We start from the raw sequence: 18,785 nt of genomic DNA on the forward strand, positions 1-18,785 counted from the left end.
GTTCGCGGAGTCGATGGTGCAAATGACCATGCCAAGCCATATGCTGTCTCTAACAAACCTGTCGACTGTTTCGGCTGCCGTATCCGAACTTTCTGGCTTGAATAGGCTGGAAATTCAGGACTGATTCTGATAGCAAGGGGCTATGGACCCGCATTTGCGCGACCTGCGGTATTTCGTCGCCGTCGCTGAGGAACTGCACTTCACCAACGCCGCCCAGCGGCTGCACATCGCTCAACCCACCCTGTCGCGTCAGATTCGTCAGCTGGAACGCCAGCTCGACGTGGTCCTGTTCGACCGCAATCAGCGCAGTGTCGCGCTGACCGTCGCGGGTAAGGAACTACTCGAAGGCGCCCGCAAGATCCTGGAGCTGTGGGAAGTCACCAACGTCTCCCTGCAGGAGGCGGGCGAAGTGCTGCGCGTCGGCATCCAGTCCGCGCTCGGCCGCGGTCTGCTCAACGATCTGGAGAGCGCCAGCGGGCACCGGCTCGCTCTGCACGCCGCCTCGTGGACCGACCCGTCCAGCGGTCTGGCCGGTCGGCAGGCCGACCTGGCGCTGGTCTGGCTTCCGCTGCCCGATCCGAACCGGTACCGCTGGCAGGTGCTGCGCACCGAGCCGCGCTGGGTGCTGCTGCCAGAGAACCACCCGCTCGCCGAGAACGAGATCATCGACTTCGCCGACCTGCTGGACGAGTCGTTCATCGCGCTGCCCACCGAGGCCGGTGCGGTGCGCGACTTCTGGCTCGGCAACGATGCCCGCAACGGCCGTCAGCCCAAGATCGGCGCCGAGGCTGCGACACCCGAGGACAAGCTGGAGGCCGTGAGCCTGGGCCTCGGCGTCTGCCTGCTGGCCGAGAACAATGTGCCGATGTACCGCTGGCCCGGCCTGACCGCCCGCCCGCTCAACGGGCTCGCCCCGTGCGAGCTCGCGGTCGCCTGGCGCGCCGACGACAACCGGCCGACCATCCTCGAATTCGCCACGCGCGCGGTAGAGGGCGGCTTCTCGGTGCAGCAACAGCCCGCCGTCGCGAGTTAGTCGCTCACCGTCCGCTTCCAGGGGTGAATCGACTCGAGTTGCGCCGACAGGCGCAGCAGGGTCGATTCACTGCCGGGCGGCCCCGCGAGCTGGGCGGCGACCGGCGTCTCGGATCCCGGGTGCATGCCCATCGGGATCGACGCGGCGGGCCAGCCGACCATATTCCACAGTGGCGTAAACGGTGAATACCGTGCGCTGGTAATGACATTTGCCAGCCAGCCCAGGGTGTGCCAGGCCCGGGCCCGGGGCGGCGGCGCGGCGAGCGTGGGGGTGATCACCACGTCGTAGCGCTCGAAGAATTCCAACAGTCGCGCCTCCACCCGATCCACCTGGGCCGGGCGCACCAGCCGCAGGCGCTGGACCAACCGGCCGAGCGCGAGGTGTCGGCGGGTGCGCGGCTGCAGTCGTTCGGGGCGGATGAGCGCGGCGGCCTCGCGGGCGCCGTATGCCAACCAGCGCAGGCCTACCGAGATGATCGATTCGCCATAGGGCAGGGTCGCGGATTCCACTAGGTGCCCGGCCGCGACGGCGGCCGAGGCTGCGGTGCGGGCCGCTGCGGTCCAGTGCCGATCGACCCGGAAGAAACGAGACGGTGGCGCCACGGCTAGCCCGATGCGTAGTCGGCCCGGTGGTTCCAACTCGGCTAGGTCCGGGCGCGCGGCCAGCACCGATAGCGTGAGCGCGGCATCGCCGACCGTCGTTGCGAGCACACCGTTTTCGACCATTCCCGACCAGGAATCGACGCCTACCTCGGCCGGCACCGTATGCCGCCCCGGTTTGATGCCGAACACTCCACAGCAGGCCGCCGTGATGCGCACCGAACCGAGACCGTCGTTGCCGTGCGCCACCGGCACCAGCCCGGCCGCGACGGCCGCGGCCGATCCGCCCGACGAGCCGCCGGTGCTGCGCGCGGAATTCCACGGGTTGCGGCTGATCCGGCCCTCGGTTTCGGTGGTGCCCCACAGACCCAGTTCGGGTACCGCGGTCAGCCCGACGACCACCGCGCCGGCGGCCCGCAGTCGGCGCACCACCGGATGGTCGGCGGCGGCCGGACGGGTATCGGTGGCGATGGAACCGGCCAGCGTCGCCTCGCCCTCGACCGCGATGTTGTGTTCGATCGCGATGGGCACACCCGCCAGCGGCAGCACGTCCAGATCGGAACGCTGTTCCAGCGCGAGCGCCTCGGCCCGCGCCTTCGCCGAGCGAACGACGGTGAACGCATTCGTCTTTCGATTCTGGGCGGCGATCCGGTCCAGGGCGGTATCGACCGTCTCGGTCGGCGTCAGCGAGCCGTCGCCCACACTCGCGGCAATTGCCGCGGCCGGACCGCGTGACATGCCGGATTCGCGTGGCATGCTTGATTGCATCGAAGCATGCACGGCGTCGGTCTCGCCCACGGTGATCCCGTTGGCGGCTTGCGCCTCCGGGGCCTCGGGCGCCGGAGTCATTGCTTCGTGGTCACGTTCGGCTACCGCCTTCGTGCCCATAGCTGTTTTATGCATGTGCTGGTTGTCCCCGTCGCATGGTTGTCGAAATCGGGTGATCCGCTGTTGAGGCGCAAGTTATCATTCCGATTACTGCTCGGGGGATGATGGTGTGGGGTGTGGCGGAAATTAATCGCCACATCCGCCGACCGAACACTGCGGATTCTTCGGGATCCGCTCAGCAGCTAGGTCCGAGAATGAGTGCAGATCCCGAAAATAGTCACCGACCCGGCCCCGACTCCGATCCGACCCACGGTTGGGGCGGACCGCTGCTGCGCACCGATAACGACGCTGTCGACGCCTTCTCCAGTGCGTGGGAATCGGCGCACCGCCCGCCGGACATCGCCGACTTTCTGCCCGATGCCGAGGCCCTGCGCCAGGCAGCGCTGATCGAATTGATCCGCGTCGACCTGCGGCATCGCTGGATCCGGCGGACCAGCGGCCCGACCCCGCGTAAACGCCTTTTCGACTACTGCGCGGAGTTCCCGGAACTCGAAGCGGGCGGTATTCCGGCGGGTTTGATCTACGAAGAGTTCGTCATCCGCAGGCATAGCGGCGAGCGCGTCGACCCAAAGGATTGTCTGCGGGAATATCCCGAACAAGCGGCCGAATTGCGGGCGCTGCTCAATGCCGAAGACGTCGAGCAGAGCACTCGACGGGCCGTGCTCGAGGATTCGGTACTGACCGAGTTCGCGAGAACACGTGCGGCGGCTGAGCGCGACGACGCCACCCAGGTCGGCCAAAACATCGAATCAACCCAACTGAACCAAACTAGTGGGTCCCTTCGTAATACCGACGTGACTCGCGCAACCGTCGAATCGACTGAGACGGCGACCGCCATTCCGACCACGATCGGAACCGGTCCGGGGAGCTTCGACGCGCTCGACAGCATTCAGATCGGCCAGCGCATCGACGATTTCGATCTGCTCACCGGGCTGGGCAGCGGCGCCTTCGCCCGCGTCTTCCTGGCCAGGCAGCGGTCGATGCAGCGACTGGTCGCGGTGAAGATCTCCGCCGACCACGGCACCGAACCGCAGACCCTGGCCCAACTCGATCACGACTACATCGTGCGCGTGTTCGACCAGCGCCTACTCGGCTCGGACCGCGCGCGCGATCCGGCCATGCGCCGACTCAGGTTGCTGTACATGCAGTTCCTGCCCGGCGGAACGCTGCTCGGCGTGCTGCGCTGGGTGCGCGCGACCCGACCCGACGAACGCAGCGGCCAACTGCTGCTCGACGCGGTCGACGCGGCCATGGAGGAGAAGGGCGAGATCCGGCCGACCGATTCCAGTGTGCGCACCGAGATCGCCGGACTGAGCTGGCCCGAGACGGTGGCCTGGCTGGGCCGCAGATTGGCCGAGGCACTCGAATACGCCTCCGCGCACGGCGTGCTGCACCGCGACGTGAAACCGGCCAATATCCTGCTCACCGCCGAGGCGGTGCCCAAACTGGCCGATTTCAATATCAGCTTCAGCCGCAATGTGGCTGGCACCAGTCCGGTCGCGTATTTCGGCGGCTCGCTGGCGTATATGTCGCCCGAGCAGCTGGAGGCCTGCCATCCCGGCCTCGATCGCTCGGCCGAGGATCTGGATACCCGCTCCGATATCTACTCCCTCGGCGTGGTGCTGTGGGAATTGCTGACCGGCGCGAAACCATTCGACGATTCCACCGCGACCGCGACCGGGCACGGCGACGATACGGCGCTGGAGGGCATGCTGGAGCGCCGCACCGCCGGGGTGGACAACGCCGCACAGCAACGAGTTCCGGCGGACTGCCCGGCGGCGCTGCGGCGGGTGCTGCTGACCTGTCTGGAAGCGGATCGGACGCGACGCTGGGCCAACGGCGCGGTGCTTGCCAAGCAATTGGACCTGTGCATGGACGCCAGGGCCCGGGATCTGGTCGACCCGCCCCCCGGCAGTTGGCGGCTGCGGCTGCGCTGGTGGCGACTGGTGATCGTCACGCTGGCCATCGGCATCCCGAATATCCTTGCCTCGGCATACAACATCCAGCACAACCAGCATCTGATCGTGGACCGGCTGCCCGTGGATGCCGGGCACACATTCATGGTCATCACCACCGTGGTAAACGGGATCTTTTTCCCGCTCGGCACGACGCTGATCCTCTACATGTCCCGAAGAATGCTCACGGTGCCGCACGGGCTGCGCCGCAACCGGCGTTACGATGCGGAGACGCTGCGGCAGGCCAGGGTGGATTCCCTGCGGTTCGGAGATCGAGCGGTGATGGTGGTCTTCTCGCTGTGGGTGATCGCCGGATTCACCTTCCCGATAGCGCTGAATTGGGCGACCGGGGAGGTGCCGGCACGCGCGGTGGTGCACTTCCTCACCTCTATCGTGGTGTGCGGTGCGATCGCGGTGGCCTACCCGTTCTTCCTGGTGAGCTTCTTCATGGTCCGCTGCATCTATCCGATCTTCCTGCGGCACGGGGAGATCAGCACCGAGGACGCGAAGTGGCTGCGCGGTCTGGATCGCCGCGCCAATGGGTATCTGGCGATCGCCGCCTCGGTGCCACTGCTCGCCGTGGCCGGGGTGACCTTCCTGCCGCCCGACGATATTCCGATGGTGATCGCCGCGGTGCGCGTGCTCTGTGTGGGCGGCATTATCGCGTTCATCGGCTCCTACCTGCTCTTCCGCGCGCTGGAGGCCGATCTGCGCGCACTGGAGCGGGTGGTGGCGCCCGAGGCATCCCTGGACCAGGAACTGATTTCGGCCGGGCGGGAGCACGCTGAGCCCGCCGCGCTGGAGCGGCGATCGTGACATCTGCCGATTTCGCGTACCGCGGCGAAACCGACGCCATCACCAGATTCACCCAAGATTGGCAACGCTGCCTGCGAGGCGAGGAGATCGAGCCGCCCGCGATAGCCGAATACGTCCCCGATGGCACCCAGGTGCGTCTGGCGGTGCTCACCGATCTGGTCCGCATCGACCTGCGTCATCGCTGGGATCGGGAAGGGCTCGGCAAGCGCATTACCGAGTACCGCAAGGAGTTTCCCGAGGTCGAGCGCAGTGCGGAACTGGTCGACCTGATCTGCGAGGAGTTCCTGGCCCGACGCCGGTACGCCCCGCTCGACCTGGCGGACTTCCTCACCGAATATCCGGACCTGGCGCAGGACGTCCGCGCGCGGCTCATCGATTTCGCGAACGAAGACGACACCGCGGTGGCTACCGAGCGCGCGGCCGCGCTGGTCGCCGAACTGACACCGGGCCACCGGATCGACGACTTCGATCTGATCACCGATCTGGGCACCGGCACACTCGGCCGGGTCTTCCTCGCCCGGCAGCGATCCATGCAACGCCTTGTCGCCGTGCGACTTTCGGCGGGTCGAGCCGCTGGCGGACACAGCATGGCGCAACTGGACCACCCGCATCTGGTGCGGATCTTCGATCAGCGGCTGGTCACCGCCACCTCATCGTCGACACCGGAGGCCGCGGCGTCGACCCGTTTGGTCTACATGCAGTACCTGCCCGGTGGTACGGCGGCCGGAGTGCTCGCGCAACGGCGGCGCGGCGCGGCCACCGGCGGCGGCGCCGACCTGCTGCGCGCCATCGATGCCGCCATGGAGACCAAGGGCGAAATCCGCCCGGCCGATTCGAGTGTGCGCGCCGAAATCGCCACGCTCACTTGGCCGGAGACGGTGGCCTGGATCGGCAGACGATTGGCGGACGCGCTCGATTACGCCGAGCACCACGGCGTACTGCATCGCGATATCAAACCGGCCAATGTGCTGTTCACCGCCGAGGGCATACCCAAGCTCGCCGATTTCGCCGTGCGTACGGCCGCGCCGCGATCGATGACGAATTCGGAAGCGGTAGAACCGGATTCGCTGCCGTACCAATCCCCCGAACAACTGGCCGAACTGCTCGACCCGACCGCCCCCGCGCCGGGCCCTGGCAGTGATATCTATTCCCTCGGCGCGTTGCTGTGGGAATTGCTCACCGGCGCGGCCCCCTTCGACGATCCGCCGTTGCCCGCCGATCCGGATGCCCGCGCCGAAACCTTCGCGACCATGATCCGCCTGCGCGAGCAGGGGATCACCGACGCGGCGCTGGCGCGCGTGCCCGCGGACACCCCGGGCGCCCTGCGTCGGGTGCTGCTCGAATGTCTGCAGGCGGATCCGCATCGACGCTGGCGCAACGGCGCCGAACTCGCGGCACAGTTGGACCTGTGCCTCGACGTGCGCGCCAGGGAGTTGGTCGATCCCGCGCCGACCAGCCTGGCCCATCGGTTCCGCGGCTGGCTGTTGCCGGTTCTCGGGCTGTGCGTCGGCGTGCCGAATGTGCTCGCCAGCTTCTACAACATCAGCCTGAACCAGTCGCTGATCATCGATCGGATGTCGGCGGCCGATCAGGCCCGCTTCGCCGCGGTGGGACTGATCAATAACCTGATCGCCTTCCCGATCGCGGGACTGCTGCTGCTATTTCTCAACCGCCGCCCGCTGACCATCGGCTGGCGCCTGTCGCGCGGTCGCGAGTACTCCCCGCGCACGCTGGCCGCCGCGCGGCGCGACACCTTGCGCATGGGCGACTGGGCGGTCTGGGTGCCGTTCGGCTTCTGGCTGGTCGCCGGGGTGGGATGGCCGTTGGGGCTGGCCTTCTCCGGGGTCGATCTGCCGCGCCAGACCTTCGTGCATTTCTTCGCCGCACAGGTGGTTTGCGCCGCGATCGCACTCGCCTATCCGTTCTTTCCGATCATGATCTACGCGGTGCGGTCGGTATATCCGCAATTGCTGGTGCGCGGCGGCGTCGGCGCCGAGGACGAACAGCAGTTGCGCCGAGTCGCCGAGCGCGGCCATTTCTATCTGGGCGTCGCCGCGTCGGTTCCGCTGCTCGGCGTGGCCAGTGCGACCTTCGTCGACGCCGCCGATCTGCATTTGGTGATCGTTCCGGTGCGGGTTCTCAGCGTGGGTGGCATCCTGGCATTCGTGCTCACCTATCGGTTCTTCCGCATGCTAGAGGCCGATCTGCTGGCCCTGGCGCGGGCGATTCCACAACGGAAGCGATGACCAGCGCGCGGCCGTTTCGGCGGCTGGTCAGCCTTTCCCATGTGCACGATCCGGCGACGACACCGCTATTTCCCGGTGATCCGGAATTCCGCACCGATATCGTCGCGACGGTGGCGAACGACGGTTACTACCTGCGCTATATCCAGCAGGGTGAGCACACCGGAACCCATTGGGGCGCACCGATTCACTTCCACGCCGACGGACTGGCCGCCGACGAACTGGAAGTCGAGGATTTACTACTGCCCGCGGTGAAAATCGACGTGCGGGATGAGTGTGCGCACGATCGAGATTATGCGATCAGCATCGTCGATCTGAAGCAATGGGAGAGTCGGCACGGGCGGATACCCGATGGGTCGGCGGTGGTCGCGTGGACCGGGTGGGACGGGAAATGGGGGACGCCTGAGTTCATCGGGACCGGCGAAAATGCCGACCACCAGCCGGGATTCGCGGTCGAGACGGTCGAATGGCTATTGCGCACCGGCAGGCTCGGGCGGCGCGGGGCGCTCGGCATCGATACGTTCGGACCGGATCTGGGGACCGACGATACGTATGCGGTGTCGAAGCTGCTGTATCGCGAGCACCGGATCAGCCTGGAGTGTCTGGCGAATCTGGCCGAACTGCCGGTCACCGGCGCCTGGGTGCTGGTCGGCGCGGCGCTCTATCACGGCGGGTCGGGTTCGCCCGCAACGATTTTCGCGCTGCTTCCGTGACTACGCGCCGCCGTAGACCTTCGGGTCGAGGGTGCCGATGTAGGGCAGATCGCGGTAGCGCTCCGCGTAATCGAGGCCGTAGCCGACGACGAATTCGTTGGGGATATCGAAGCCGACGTGCGCGACGTCCACGTGGGTGCGAAGCGCGTCCGGCTTGCGCAGCAGGGTGACGACCTCGAGCGAGGCCGGATTGCGGGTGGATAGGTTGCGCTTGAGCCAGGAAAGCGTGAGACCGGAGTCGATGATGTCCTCGACGATCAGCACATTGCGGCCCGCGATGTCCTTGTCCAGATCCTTCATGATGCGCACGACGCCGGAGGACGAGGTGGAGGAACCGTAGGACGAGACGGCCATGAATTCCATCTGGGTGGGAATCGGCAACGCCTTGGCGAGGTCGGTCATGAAGAAGATCGCGCCCTTGAGCACGCCGACCAGCAGCAGATCCCCTTCCGGGGCGTCGGTCGGATAGCGTTTGGCAATGAGTTCGGCCAATTCCTGGGTCTTGGCCGCAATCTCTTCCTCGGTGATCAGCACCGACGCGATATCGCCCTCGTACACGTCAGTTGGTTTCCCTTCCCTGGTGTTCGATCCCCGGCCGATCCATTATGTGTCATCGGCTCCCACGCAGACGCAAGGTCAGCCTGCCATGTTCGCGCGCCGCGACCAACCTGCTACCCGGCGTTCCGCCGCCGACGGCAACGCCGCCCTGGCCGCGCCAAGCGGTAATCAATTCGTCGACTGCCTGTAAATGCTTGTTGGTCAGGGCTTTAGCGCCACCGGCCAGCAACCAGGCACGGATCGCGCGCCTGCGCAATGCCGCCGGGGCAGTGGCGAGTATCTCGATCGATAGGGTCGACCCATCACTATCGCTGTGAGGGCCGTCACCCTCGCCACTCGCGGCCCGCAATAGTTCGTCGGCGAGCACATCCAGCACGGCACCGTCATCACGCAACTGTTCGGCCGTGCGCGCCAACGCCCCCGCCACCCCACCGCCGAGCACCTCTTCCAGCAATGGGAGCACCTCATTGCGCAACCGCACCCTGGTGAACTCCGGCGCCGAATTATGCGGATCCTCATGCGGCGTCAGCCCGAGATCCGCGCACAACTGCCTGGTAACCGTCCGACGCACCCCCAGCAACGGCCTACCCCACGGCTCGGCGAAAGCCGCCATCCCCTGAATAGAACGCCCACCCGACCCCCGCGCAAGGCCGAGCAATACAGTTTCGGCCTGATCATCAAGCGTGTGCCCCAGCAGAACCGGCACCCCACCCCGAGCCGCATCCAACGCCGCATACCGAGCCCGCCGCGCCGCCGCCTCGAGTCCCCCATCACCACCGACCTCGACCGGCAACACATGCGCCGACCGACACCCCAGCGCCAACGCCGTCGCCGCGGCCTCAGCCGCGACCTTGTCCGATCCCTCCTGCAACTGGTGATCGACGATCAGCGCGTCGACCTGCCCTGCCTCGACCACGGACGCAGCGGTCAACGCCAGCGAGTCAGCACCCCCGGAGAGTCCAACCGCGACCCCGCGCCCCTCCTCGACCGGCGCATAGACCGCCAGCCAATTCCGAACGGCCCGCCGCACCTCCAACACGGCCTCGGTCTCGGGCAGTCGCCTCATCCGAGTACGCGGGTGATCCAGCGTTGGGGGTCTTCGATTTCGGCTGGGCGGGGCAGGGTTTCGGAGTTGGTCCAGATGGTGTTGAACTGCGTCATGCCGACCTGATCAACTACGGCGTCTACGAATTTCTTGCCGCGGACGTATTGGGCGACCTTCGCGTCCACACCGAGGAGGGCGCGCAGGAGGCGCTGGAGGGGGTTGGTGGGGCGTTTGCGGCGTTGGTCGAAGGCGGCGCGGATATGTTCGACCGTGGGGATCACGGTCGGACCGACCGCGTCCATTACGTGGTCCGCGTGGCCTTCCAGCAGGGTGCCGAGCATCAGTAGCCGGTCCAGGGCCTCGCGCTGGGGCGGAGCTTGGGTGGCGCGCAATAGGCCGACTATCCCGCGCGAATTCGGATCGTCCTGGCCGGTGCCGCTGCGGCGGTCGCGCACCTCGTCGAGGAGTCGGCCGAGCATATCGGCCAACGGCTCGTCGCCGACTTGGCTCAATATGTCGACATTGGCGCGCATGTAGTCGGCCAGCCAGGGCGCGGAGGAGAACTGCACCCGGTGGGTGACCTCGTGCAGGCAGACCCAGAAGCGGAAGTCGGTGGGCTGAACACCGAGCGCGCGCTCCACGGCCACGATGTTGGGCGCCACCAGCAGCAGCGTCCCATCGGGTCCGGTGAACGGGTCGTATTGGCCGAGAATGGCCGTGGACAGGAAGGCCAGCATCGCGCCCGCCTGCACGCCCGCGGGTTTGCCGTACAGCAGGCTCCTATCCGAGGACTGCCCGCCGGTGCCGGTCAGCTGGGACATCGAGTCGGCGGCGGCGGTGATCCAGCCGGGGCGGTCGACGACGCGGGCCGATGGCACCGGTTGGTCGTCGAGCAGTCCGCTCACCTCACGGACCGGCCCCTCCGCCCGCACCGAGGCTTCGGCGAGTTCTTCGACCACCTGTTCGGCCGAATAGCGCGAGGTCCGAGGGCCGGACGGCACCAGGGCCGCACCGGTGCGCGCGGCGAGTCGCCAATCGACCGCGCCAGCGAATCCGGAGCGCCTGCGCTCGGCCGCAGCGTCCGCGCCCGCATTCACGACGGGCGCATCGTCCGGTTTGTCAGTGCCTTCGAACATGGTCAACCACCCGTCACGAGCATCCACAGTTACGCAGCGTGCCGGCGATGGCGTCCAATGCGGGCCGACTGAGCTCCGGTGGCCGATCGTTCGACATCAACGCGAAGGTCAATACCCGCCCGTCGCTGTCCAGCACATAACCGACCAACGTGCTCGCCACCGAGAGAGTTCCGGTCTTGGCCCGCACCCATCCCGCGCCGCCGCGGTTCTGCGTGACATACCGGCTGGTCAGCGACCCGGTCGCGCCCGCGACGGGCAGATCGTCGAGCAGCGGCGCCAAAGTGACCGCGACCCGGTCGGTTTCGGGCCTGGCCTTGGTGTTGCTCGGCTGTACGGCATTCGCGCCGGTCGGCTTCGCGGCGGTAGCGATGATCTTGTCGAGCAGCCGGGCGGGCACCCTGTCCTCGGTCGACAGGCCGCTGTTGTCGCGCATCGAGAGGCCGGTGAGATCGAATCCGGCCTTGCCGAGCGCGGCCTCGAGGGCGGCCACGGCCCCGGTGAACGATGCCTCGTTACCGCTGGCGACCGCGATCTCCCGGCCGATCGCCTCGGCGAGCACGTTGTCGGAGTGGACCATCATGTCGCGCAGCCGGTCCCGCAGCGGCGCGGATTGCACGCTCGCGACCTCCGCCGCACCGGCGACGGCAGTGCCGATCCGAACCTTGGCGGGATCGAGTCCGAGTTCGGCGGCCAGGCGCTGCCCGGTGGCCAGGGCCGGAGTCGGGGTGCGCGGCGAATACTCCACCAGCGGATCGAGGCGGCCGCCGTCGAGCATCACCGGGTCCATCGGCGCGATGGAACCCTCGCCGATATCGACCGGATCCCAGCCGGGGGCCATGGGCGGTCCGGAGTATGCGGAGGTGTCGACCACGATGGTGTCGACGGCGCGGCCGGAGGACTTGATCTGGGTCACCAGATCCGACAGTCGCGGCCCGTTCGGGTAATACCCCTTGCCATCGGGCTGCGCGGTCAGCGTCGGATCACCGCCGCCGACCAACACCAGTTCATTGGGCCCGGATCCGGTGACGACGCGGGTGGTCACACGGTGGTCTGCGGGCAAGGTAAGCAGAGCGGCCGCGGTGGTGAGGGTTTTGGCGGTGGAGGAGGGGATCATCGGCTTATCGGATTCCGCGCTCCACAGCACGGTCGCGGAATCGGCGTCGGTGACCTCACCGGCGAACGCGCCGAGGTCGGGATTGGCGACCACCTGCGTGAGCGCGGCGGCGATACCGGCCGCGGTGGGCGCGGGAGCATTCGACGGTGCGGGCGCTACCTGCGGAAATGATTTGACCGGGGAGGGCGGCGCGGCGATCTTCAGCCCGCCGTGCCGGAATTCCGCGGTCCACGGTTTGACCACGACAAGGACGCCGCCCGCGGCAACCAGCAGCACCACCAGCGTGACCACGACGCCGATCCACATATTGCGGCGCCGCTTGGCGGCCAAGCCACCGATATTCCTATTGCTGCCACCCACCACGTGCCCGCCGTCTCCTGATCATTTCGAGCGAACTGCGAACAGTCGCTAGCGGTATCGTCTCGCGCGACCCCGAGCAGTCGCCGAGGCCACCCACCTGCCGCACCCAAGTGCCCGCGGACCACACTATCCTCGTTCCGACACCGTTCCCCCGAACACCTGTCGAGTCGGCGTTCCGACGACCGCCCCGGTCACCAGGAACATCGCGACAGGCACACAGAAGCACCGAGTAAGGAGATGGCGTGGAGTTCGACGTCACCATCGAGATCCCCAAGGGCTCTCGGAACAAGTACGAGGTCGACCACGAGACCGGCCGGGTCCGGCTGGACCGGTTCCTCTACACGTCGATGGTCTACCCGGCCGACTACGGCTACATCGAGAACACCCTGGGCGAGGACGGCGACCCGCTGGACGCGCTGGTCCTGCTGCCCGAGCCGGTGTTCCCCGGCTGCCTGATCGAGGTGCGTCCGGTCGCGATGTACAAGATGGTCGACGAGAAGGGCGGCGACGACAAGGTCCTGTGCGTGCCCGCGGGCGACAAGCGCTGGGATCACATCCAGGACCTGGCCGATGTGCCGGAGTTCGAGTTGGCCGCGATCAAGCACTTCTTCGAGCGCTACAAGGACCTGGAGCCCGGCAAGTTCGTCAAGGGCTCGGAGTGGGTCGGTCGCGCCGAGGCCGAGGCCGAGGTGCAGGCCTCGATCAAGCGGCTGCAGGAGAACGGCGGCCACTGAGCCTCGTTGGGCTGGTGCATGATTCGCCTGCCCGAAACGAAAGCGGGAAGTCCGGCACGTTCGGACTTCCCGCTTTTTTGTTCCGGTAGGCCGTCACTGGGCGCAATGAAAAGCGGGAAGTCCGGTGCGTTCGGACTTCCCGCTTTCGATTACGGTGCGGTGCCGCCGATTTCGGTCATCGGCGGATCGACTCAGTAGTAGAGGTAGAGATCCCATCCGCTGTAGGTTTGGACGCACTCCCAGTAGTTGCCGCCGGTCGCGGGCGACGCGCCGTCGGCGGCACACGCGGTGTAGGTCGCGTAGGTGCCGTAGTAGTAGCCAGTTGCGGCCGACGCGGTGGCTGCCGTCGACACCCCAGCGACGGCGGCGGCGGCGAGAAGGCCGGCAGCGATGAAGGACTTGATTCGCATTTCACTGCTCCTGAAAGCGATGTTGATGATTACCTCGTTTACGGTAAGGACGATTCGCGCCCCGAACAGCCACCCCTAGGGCTCGAAGAATCGCCCCCTTGGGCAATACCACCTTCCCCACCCTGCGAGCATTCGGCGCCGTTCAGCGCCTCCTGTCGCCGCGGACATCCAGGTTCCCCCGCGACCATCCCGCCCTCACATCTGAATGATTGCCAGAAATTGTCCAGCCGAATCCGCATCGTCGAGCGGCGGGCCGCAGACTAGTCCATCCAGCGGCAGTTCGGGGTCGCGATCAGGTAGCAAAATATCTGAATTTGCTTGAATATGCCCTGCTCAGCCATGCCGTAGACAAGATAGGCAAGCTGGCGGGCACTTGTTCGACAAACTGATCGTTTCGACTCCATTCCGAGTAAGCTGCAGTTTGCTCGCTGATGTCCAAACGGTGAACGCGATGGAGTGGCGATGAACATTTCCAATGGCGTGGTGGACGTGATTACCTGGACGGCCGATGCGACGACGGCCGCGGCCGGGGCCGTGGGCGGAGCCGCCGTCAACGGCGTGATCGGCGGCGTGCGTGGCGCCGCGGCCGGCGTGAAGAGCGGGCTGAGCAGCGGTAGCCACTCGACACCGGCGGCCGCGCTGACCGTGGCGGCGATCGGCGCCGCGGGTCTGGTGGAATGGCCGGTGCTGCTGGGCGTCGGAGGCGCCGCATTGGTGGTCCGGGAGATCAGTCAGCGGTCGAGCCGGCGCTCGTCGCCCGAGGGCGGCGGTCGTCCCGCGCACCTCGAGCCACGCTCGGATGGCGACCGAAAGCCCAACCGAGGCGACAAAGCTGGGACGCCTGCGCACAAAGGGGCGGCCCGGCCGCGACGCACGCCGAGTACGCGTTAGCCATCGCCGATGGACCTGAGCCGACTGATACGGACCTCCGGGTCACTGCCCCTGCGCGCCCTCGACATGGGTGTGCGGTCCGCTGCGGTCGTCACCGCGGTGGGCGTGGACCTCGCGACCCTGCCACTGCGCACGATGCCCGTCGACCGGGTGGTCGAGGCGATTACCACTGTCGCGTCGGAATTGCTCGGCGGTCAGCCGGCCCGGCGCCATTGGCGCGGCGAGGACCGCTGCTGGATCGAAGTGCGCGGCCTGTCCGAGTGCGAGCCGGACGACGATGCGGGCCCCGCGGTACTCGCCGCCCTGCGCGCGCATCCCGGCGTGATCTCGACGACCCTCAACTACCCGCTCTCGCGCGTCATCGCCGAGGTGGACGACACGGTGACCGTGGACGAGCTGTGCGACGTAGTGGCCGCCGCCGAAAATCGGCGCCCCGAATCAGCTCACCCGCCGATCGACCTGCCCGCCGACGGCATCGTGCTGGCCGGCAACTTGGTCTCGGCGGCTGTGAATGCCGTCGGGCTGAGTGTCGCACTGGCCGGTCGGGTGGTCGGTTTGCGGCGGCTGCCGGCAGGGCTCAACGCCGTTGTCGCGCTGGTCGATTACCAGCCTCGGCTGCGTCGCGCTGTCGAACAGCGCCTCGGCACCAACGCCGCTGATATCGCGATCGCGCTCGCCACGGCCGCCGCGTACACCGTCACCCAGGAACCGGCGTCACTGGGCGTCGACATGTTCATCCACCTCGCGAGAGCCGCCGAGACCCGTGCCGCGGCCACCATCTGGCAACGCCGCGAACCCGGACTCGCGCCGCACGCGACATGTGTCGACGGCGTCCGGCCCGCTGACCGACCGGAGCCGCTGCCACCGGGACCCGTTGAGCGCCATGGTGACCGCAGCGGACTGGCGCAGGCGGCCGCCGCACCGGCGATCGGCCTGCTCAGCGCCGGCCTCGCCACCGCCGCCACTTCCGTCAGGGTCGCCGCGCCCAAAGCGGCCCGCACCAGCCGCGAGTCGTTCGCCGCGACACTCGCCCGCGGCCTGTCCGACCGGCACGGCGTGCTGCCCTTGCGGCCCCAGGCGTTGCGGCGCCTCGACCGGATCGACGCCGTGGTGCTCGACCCTCGGGCATTGTGCTGCGACGAACTGCGGGTTGCGCGCATTCGCGACGTGGCCGAGCACGAACGGGCTGCGGTATGGCAGTGGGCACAGGACCAATTGGACTGCGGCGCACTGCAACCCGGGTGGCAGCCGGTGACACGGTCGGTGTCCGGCGATGGCAGGCGCAGCTCGGTGCTGGTCCGCTACGCCCATCATCCGCTGGCGTCGGCGGTGCTCGGCGAGGTGCGCCGCAGCGGCGCCGCGCTGGTGTCGGTCGACGTCGAAACGCTCGACGACCTGCGCCCGTCCTTCGACGACCTCGATCCGATGAACGGATCCCTCGACGCGGCGCTCGCCCACACGGTGCACCGGTTGCAGCGGGAGGGTCGCACGGTGGCGATGGTGTCGAGTGCCGCGGCACAGGCACTGGCCGACGCCGACGTCTCCATCGGTATCACCGCGCATGGGCCGCCGCCGTGGCACGCCGACGTGCTCGTCGACGACCTGGACAGCGTGTGGCGGATCGTGCACGCGCTGCCCGCGGCACGCCGAGCCAGTGAGCGTGGCGTCGAAATCGCGACCGGCGCTTCGCTTTTGGGTGCGCTGCTGATGATTCCCGGGGTGCGGGGCCGCGGCTCGGGGCCGGTCACCGCCGGAGCCGCCGCCGGCACATGGACGGGATACCGGCTCGCCCGCGCAGCGCTCACGGCGCCACCGCCGCCGGCCGCGAGTGTGCACGAGTGGCACGCCATGTCCGTCGAACGGGTGCATCGTATGCTGCCGCCGCAACCCGCCCCGGCGCACAAGCGCTCGCGGCTGGCGGCCGTCGCCCGCCCCGCGCACTCGGTCATCGATCCGGTACGCCGGGCAGTAGGGGAGTTCGCGGGCGCGATGCGCGACGAGCTGTCCGACCCGTTGATCCCGGTGCTGGCGGTGGGATCGGCCGCCAGCGCGGTGCTCGGCTCACCCGTCGACGCGATCCTGGTCGGGTCGGTACTCGCCGGCAACGCGGCCCTGGCGGCGACCCAGCGGATCCGGTCCGAACGGCTGCTGCGGCGACTGCTGGCCGCGCAGGACCCACCGGCCCGCAAGCTGGTGGCCGCCGATCGCCACACGACGGTCCATGCCGCCGACCTGCGCCCTGGAGACGTCATCGAGGTGCGACCGGGTGAAGTGGTGCCCGCCGACGCGCGGCTCACCCACGCCCTCGATGTGGAAGTCGACGAGTCGTCATTGACCGGGGAGTCGCTGCCGGTGGCCAAACAAGTCGAAGCCACACCATCCGCGCCGGTCGCCGAGCGGGCCTGCATGCTTTTCGCCACCACGACCGTGGTCGCGGGCACCGCGGTGGCGATTGTGACCGGCGTCGGTGAGCAGACGCAGGCGCGCCGGACCGCCGCGACGCCGCCCGCGGACGGCCCGGCAGCCGGCCTGCAGACCCAGCTCAAGGATCTGACGAACAAGGCGTGGCCGCTGAGCCTTGCCGGCGGGGGCGTGGTCACCGCGCTCGGACTGCTGCGGCACACCGGTCTACGGCAGGCCGTCCGCGGCGGTGTGGCCGTCAGCGTGGCCGCCGTTCCGGAGGGGCTGCCGCTGGTCGCGACGCTGGCTCAGCAGGCGTCGGCGCGGCGGCTGACCCGCGCGGGCGCGCTGGTGCGCAGTCCGCGATCGGTCGAGGCGCTCGGCCGCGTCGACGTGGTGTGCTTCGACAAGACCGGGACGCTCAGCGAGAACCGGCTGCGGGTGAGCACGGTATACGCCGCGAACGGACTCTCCGACGACGATGTGCTCACCCACGCCGTCCGGGCCATGCCGCTCGCCAACGCCGAGCTGCACGAACATGCCACCGATCGCGCGGTCGCCGAGGCCGGACGACACCTGGACCGCGGCGGGTCGGCGGTGCATCTGCCGTTCCGGTCGGGTCGCCCGTTCTCGGCGTCCGTTGGCGGGGAGATGTTGTCGATCAAGGGTGCGCCGGAGGTGGTGCTCGCGGCGTGTGCGGACGCCGACGAGGAGGTGCAGCGGCACGTGCGCAAGATGGCCGCAGAGGGGCTGCGGGTGATTGCCGTCGCCACCCGGCGGCTTTCGGCGGCGCAGGTGCAATCGGTACGTGACGACGTCGACGTCTTCGCCGAATTGTGCGGTGGCGGACTGCGGTTCGCCGGATTGTTGGGGCTGTCGGACACCGCGCGCGCAGACGCGACCGAAGTGCTGGCCGAGTTGGCCGACCGGGGTATCGGGGTGCGTCTGATCACCGGTGACCACCCGGTGACGGCCACCGCGGTCGCCGCCGCGGTAGGGATGCCCGTCGACGACGATGAGGTGATCAGCGGTGCCGAATGGGAGGCACTGTCCCGGCGCGATCAGGAACGGGCCGTGCAGAGCCGGCGGGTGTTCGCCCGAATGTCACCCGAACACAAGGTGCAGATCGTCGAGACGATCCAGCGACTGGGTCACGTGTGCGCCATGGTCGGCGACGGCGCCAACGACGCGGCGGCCATCCGCACCGCGACCGTCGGCATCGGCGTGGCCGCGCATGGCAGCGACCCGGCCCGCATCGCGGCGGACGTCATGCTGCTCGACGGACGGATCCGCTCGCTGCTGGACGCCCTCGACGAGGGCCGGCAGCTGTGGCGGCGGGTGCAGTCGGCGGTGGCCGTGCTGCTCGGTGGCAACGCGGGCGAGGTGGCTTTCGCGATCGCCGGCACCGCGCTCACCGGCCGAACGCCGCTGAATACCCGCCAATTGCTGCTGGTCAACATCCTCACCGATGCGCTGCCGGCCGCGGCCCTTGCCATCAGCCCGCCCAGTGCCGAGCTGCGTTATACCGGCCGGGGGCCCGATCGAGCCGCACTGTGGCGGACGGTGGCGGTGCGCGGTGCGACGACCGCCTCCGCCGCGATGGCCGCATGGGTGTTGGCGAGGTTGACGGGTCGGCGGCGGCGGGCGTCGACGGTCGCGCTGGTGGCGTTGGTTTCGACGCAGTTGGGGCAGACGCTCATCGACTCGCACAGCCCGATGGTGGTCTGCACCGCGGCCGGCTCACTGTTGGCGCTCGGCGTGCTGATCAGTACACCGGGGGTGAGCCAACTGCTGGGCAGCACGCCGCTGGGTCCGGTCGGCTGGTGTCAGGCGTTGTCTACGGCCGCCGTCGCGACCGCCATCGCCGCCATTGCTCCGCGTCTGTTCCCG

General features: G+C 68.2%; 12 protein-coding genes and 1 pseudogene. 7 read left to right on the forward strand and 6 right to left on the reverse strand.

All coding sequences use genetic code 11. The annotated features are described in order from the left end of the window. Positions 1-142 precede the first annotated feature (142 nt). Entirely contained in the window at positions 143-1,033 is an 891-nt protein-coding gene (locus ACHQ4I_RS36600) for a LysR family transcriptional regulator (RefSeq protein WP_420776467.1), read from the forward strand. Here the strand turns inward: ACHQ4I_RS36600 and ACHQ4I_RS36605 are convergent. Continuing rightward, positions 1,030-2,400, reverse strand: a complete 1,371-nt coding sequence (locus tag ACHQ4I_RS36605; RefSeq protein WP_476445416.1) for an amidase family protein — start codon at positions 2,398-2,400, stop codon at positions 1,030-1,032. The two genes, ACHQ4I_RS36600 and ACHQ4I_RS36605, sit on opposite strands and share 4 nt — an antisense overlap. Before the next feature lie 314 nt (positions 2,401-2,714). Between ACHQ4I_RS36605 and ACHQ4I_RS36610 the strand changes: the two genes are divergently transcribed. The 3 genes from ACHQ4I_RS36610 to ACHQ4I_RS36620 are packed head-to-tail and all read left to right on the forward strand — an operon-like array spanning position 2,715 to position 8,247. After that, on the forward strand, positions 2,715-5,291 hold the full coding sequence (locus tag ACHQ4I_RS36610; protein ID WP_420776468.1) for a serine/threonine-protein kinase: 2,577 nt from the start codon (positions 2,715-2,717) through the stop codon (positions 5,289-5,291). Then, a complete protein-coding gene (locus ACHQ4I_RS36615) occupies positions 5,288-7,537 on the forward strand; it encodes a serine/threonine-protein kinase (protein WP_420776469.1) in 2,250 nt (749 codons plus the stop codon). Before ACHQ4I_RS36610 ends, ACHQ4I_RS36615 begins: the two co-directional genes overlap by 4 nt. Further along, positions 7,534-8,247, forward strand: a complete 714-nt coding sequence (locus tag ACHQ4I_RS36620) for a cyclase family protein (RefSeq protein ID WP_420776470.1) — start codon at positions 7,534-7,536, stop codon at positions 8,245-8,247. Before ACHQ4I_RS36615 ends, ACHQ4I_RS36620 begins: the two co-directional genes overlap by 4 nt. On the opposite strand, the gene hpt is transcribed toward ACHQ4I_RS36620, so the two are convergent. Genes hpt through dacB form a run of 4 tightly spaced genes read right to left on the reverse strand, consistent with a single transcriptional unit; the run spans position 8,248 to position 12,406 of the window. Beyond that, on the reverse strand, positions 8,248-8,805 hold the full coding sequence (gene hpt, locus ACHQ4I_RS36625; RefSeq protein WP_420776471.1) for a hypoxanthine phosphoribosyltransferase: 558 nt from the start codon (positions 8,803-8,805) through the stop codon (positions 8,248-8,250). 52 nt (positions 8,806-8,857) lie between these two features. Continuing rightward, positions 8,858-9,871: a tRNA lysidine(34) synthetase TilS gene (tilS, locus tag ACHQ4I_RS36630; RefSeq protein WP_420776472.1), complete on the reverse strand. Its 1,014-nt coding sequence runs from the start codon at positions 9,869-9,871 to the stop codon at positions 8,858-8,860. Then, the gene (locus ACHQ4I_RS36635) at positions 9,868-10,986 is read right to left on the reverse strand and encodes a zinc-dependent metalloprotease (RefSeq protein WP_420776473.1); all 1,119 of its coding nucleotides are present in this window, start codon (positions 10,984-10,986) and stop codon (positions 9,868-9,870) included. Before ACHQ4I_RS36635 ends, tilS begins: the two co-directional genes overlap by 4 nt. A gap of 13 nt (positions 10,987-10,999) precedes the next feature. Next, positions 11,000-12,406, reverse strand: a complete 1,407-nt coding sequence (gene dacB, locus ACHQ4I_RS36640; protein WP_420776640.1) for a D-alanyl-D-alanine carboxypeptidase/D-alanyl-D-alanine endopeptidase — start codon at positions 12,404-12,406, stop codon at positions 11,000-11,002. A gap of 296 nt (positions 12,407-12,702) precedes the next feature. Between dacB and ACHQ4I_RS36645 the strand changes: the two genes are divergently transcribed. Then, positions 12,703-13,194 (forward strand): inorganic diphosphatase, encoded by a 492-nt coding sequence (locus ACHQ4I_RS36645; protein ID WP_420776474.1) that lies wholly within the window; start codon positions 12,703-12,705, stop codon positions 13,192-13,194. A gap of 191 nt (positions 13,195-13,385) precedes the next feature. Here the strand turns inward: ACHQ4I_RS36645 and ACHQ4I_RS36650 are convergent, their stop codons facing one another. Then, entirely contained in the window at positions 13,386-13,604 is a 219-nt protein-coding gene (locus ACHQ4I_RS36650) for a hypothetical protein (protein ID WP_420776475.1), read from the reverse strand. 462 nt (positions 13,605-14,066) lie between these two features. Between ACHQ4I_RS36650 and ACHQ4I_RS36655 the strand changes: the two genes are divergently transcribed. Both ACHQ4I_RS36655 and ACHQ4I_RS36660 read left to right on the forward strand, forming a co-directional pair. After that, positions 14,067-14,495, forward strand: a complete 429-nt coding sequence (locus tag ACHQ4I_RS36655; RefSeq protein ID WP_420776476.1) for a hypothetical protein — start codon at positions 14,067-14,069, stop codon at positions 14,493-14,495. 9 nt (positions 14,496-14,504) lie between these two features. Next, positions 14,505-18,779, forward strand: a pseudogene (locus ACHQ4I_RS36660) (HAD-IC family P-type ATPase); the annotation flags it as partial. Between the last annotated feature and the right edge of the window lie 6 nt (positions 18,780-18,785).

It is taken from the genome of Nocardia nepalensis, assembly GCF_048910785.1.
Taxonomy (GTDB): domain Bacteria; phylum Actinomycetota; class Actinomycetes; order Mycobacteriales; family Mycobacteriaceae; genus Nocardia; species Nocardia nepalensis.

Bases quoted from the DNA above. Each gene is read 5' to 3' on its own strand.
- ACHQ4I_RS36600 (WP_420776467.1), top strand. From the start codon at position 143: ATGGACCCGCATTTGCGCGACCTGCGGTATTTCGTCGCCGTCGCTGAG.
- ACHQ4I_RS36605 (WP_476445416.1), bottom strand. From the start codon at position 2,400: ATGCAATCAAGCATGCCACGCGAATCCGGCATGTCACGCGGTCCGGCC.
- ACHQ4I_RS36610 (WP_420776468.1), top strand. From the start codon at position 2,715: ATGAGTGCAGATCCCGAAAATAGTCACCGACCCGGCCCCGACTCCGAT.
- ACHQ4I_RS36620 (WP_420776470.1), top strand. From the start codon at position 7,534: ATGACCAGCGCGCGGCCGTTTCGGCGGCTGGTCAGCCTTTCCCATGTG.
- tilS (WP_420776472.1), bottom strand. From the start codon at position 9,871: ATGAGGCGACTGCCCGAGACCGAGGCCGTGTTGGAGGTGCGGCGGGCC.
- ACHQ4I_RS36635 (WP_420776473.1), bottom strand. From the start codon at position 10,986: ATGTTCGAAGGCACTGACAAACCGGACGATGCGCCCGTCGTGAATGCG.
- dacB (WP_420776640.1), bottom strand. From the start codon at position 12,406: ATGTGGATCGGCGTCGTGGTCACGCTGGTGGTGCTGCTGGTTGCCGCG.
- ACHQ4I_RS36650 (WP_420776475.1), bottom strand. From the start codon at position 13,604: ATGCGAATCAAGTCCTTCATCGCTGCCGGCCTTCTCGCCGCCGCCGCC.
- ACHQ4I_RS36655 (WP_420776476.1), top strand. From the start codon at position 14,067: ATGAACATTTCCAATGGCGTGGTGGACGTGATTACCTGGACGGCCGAT.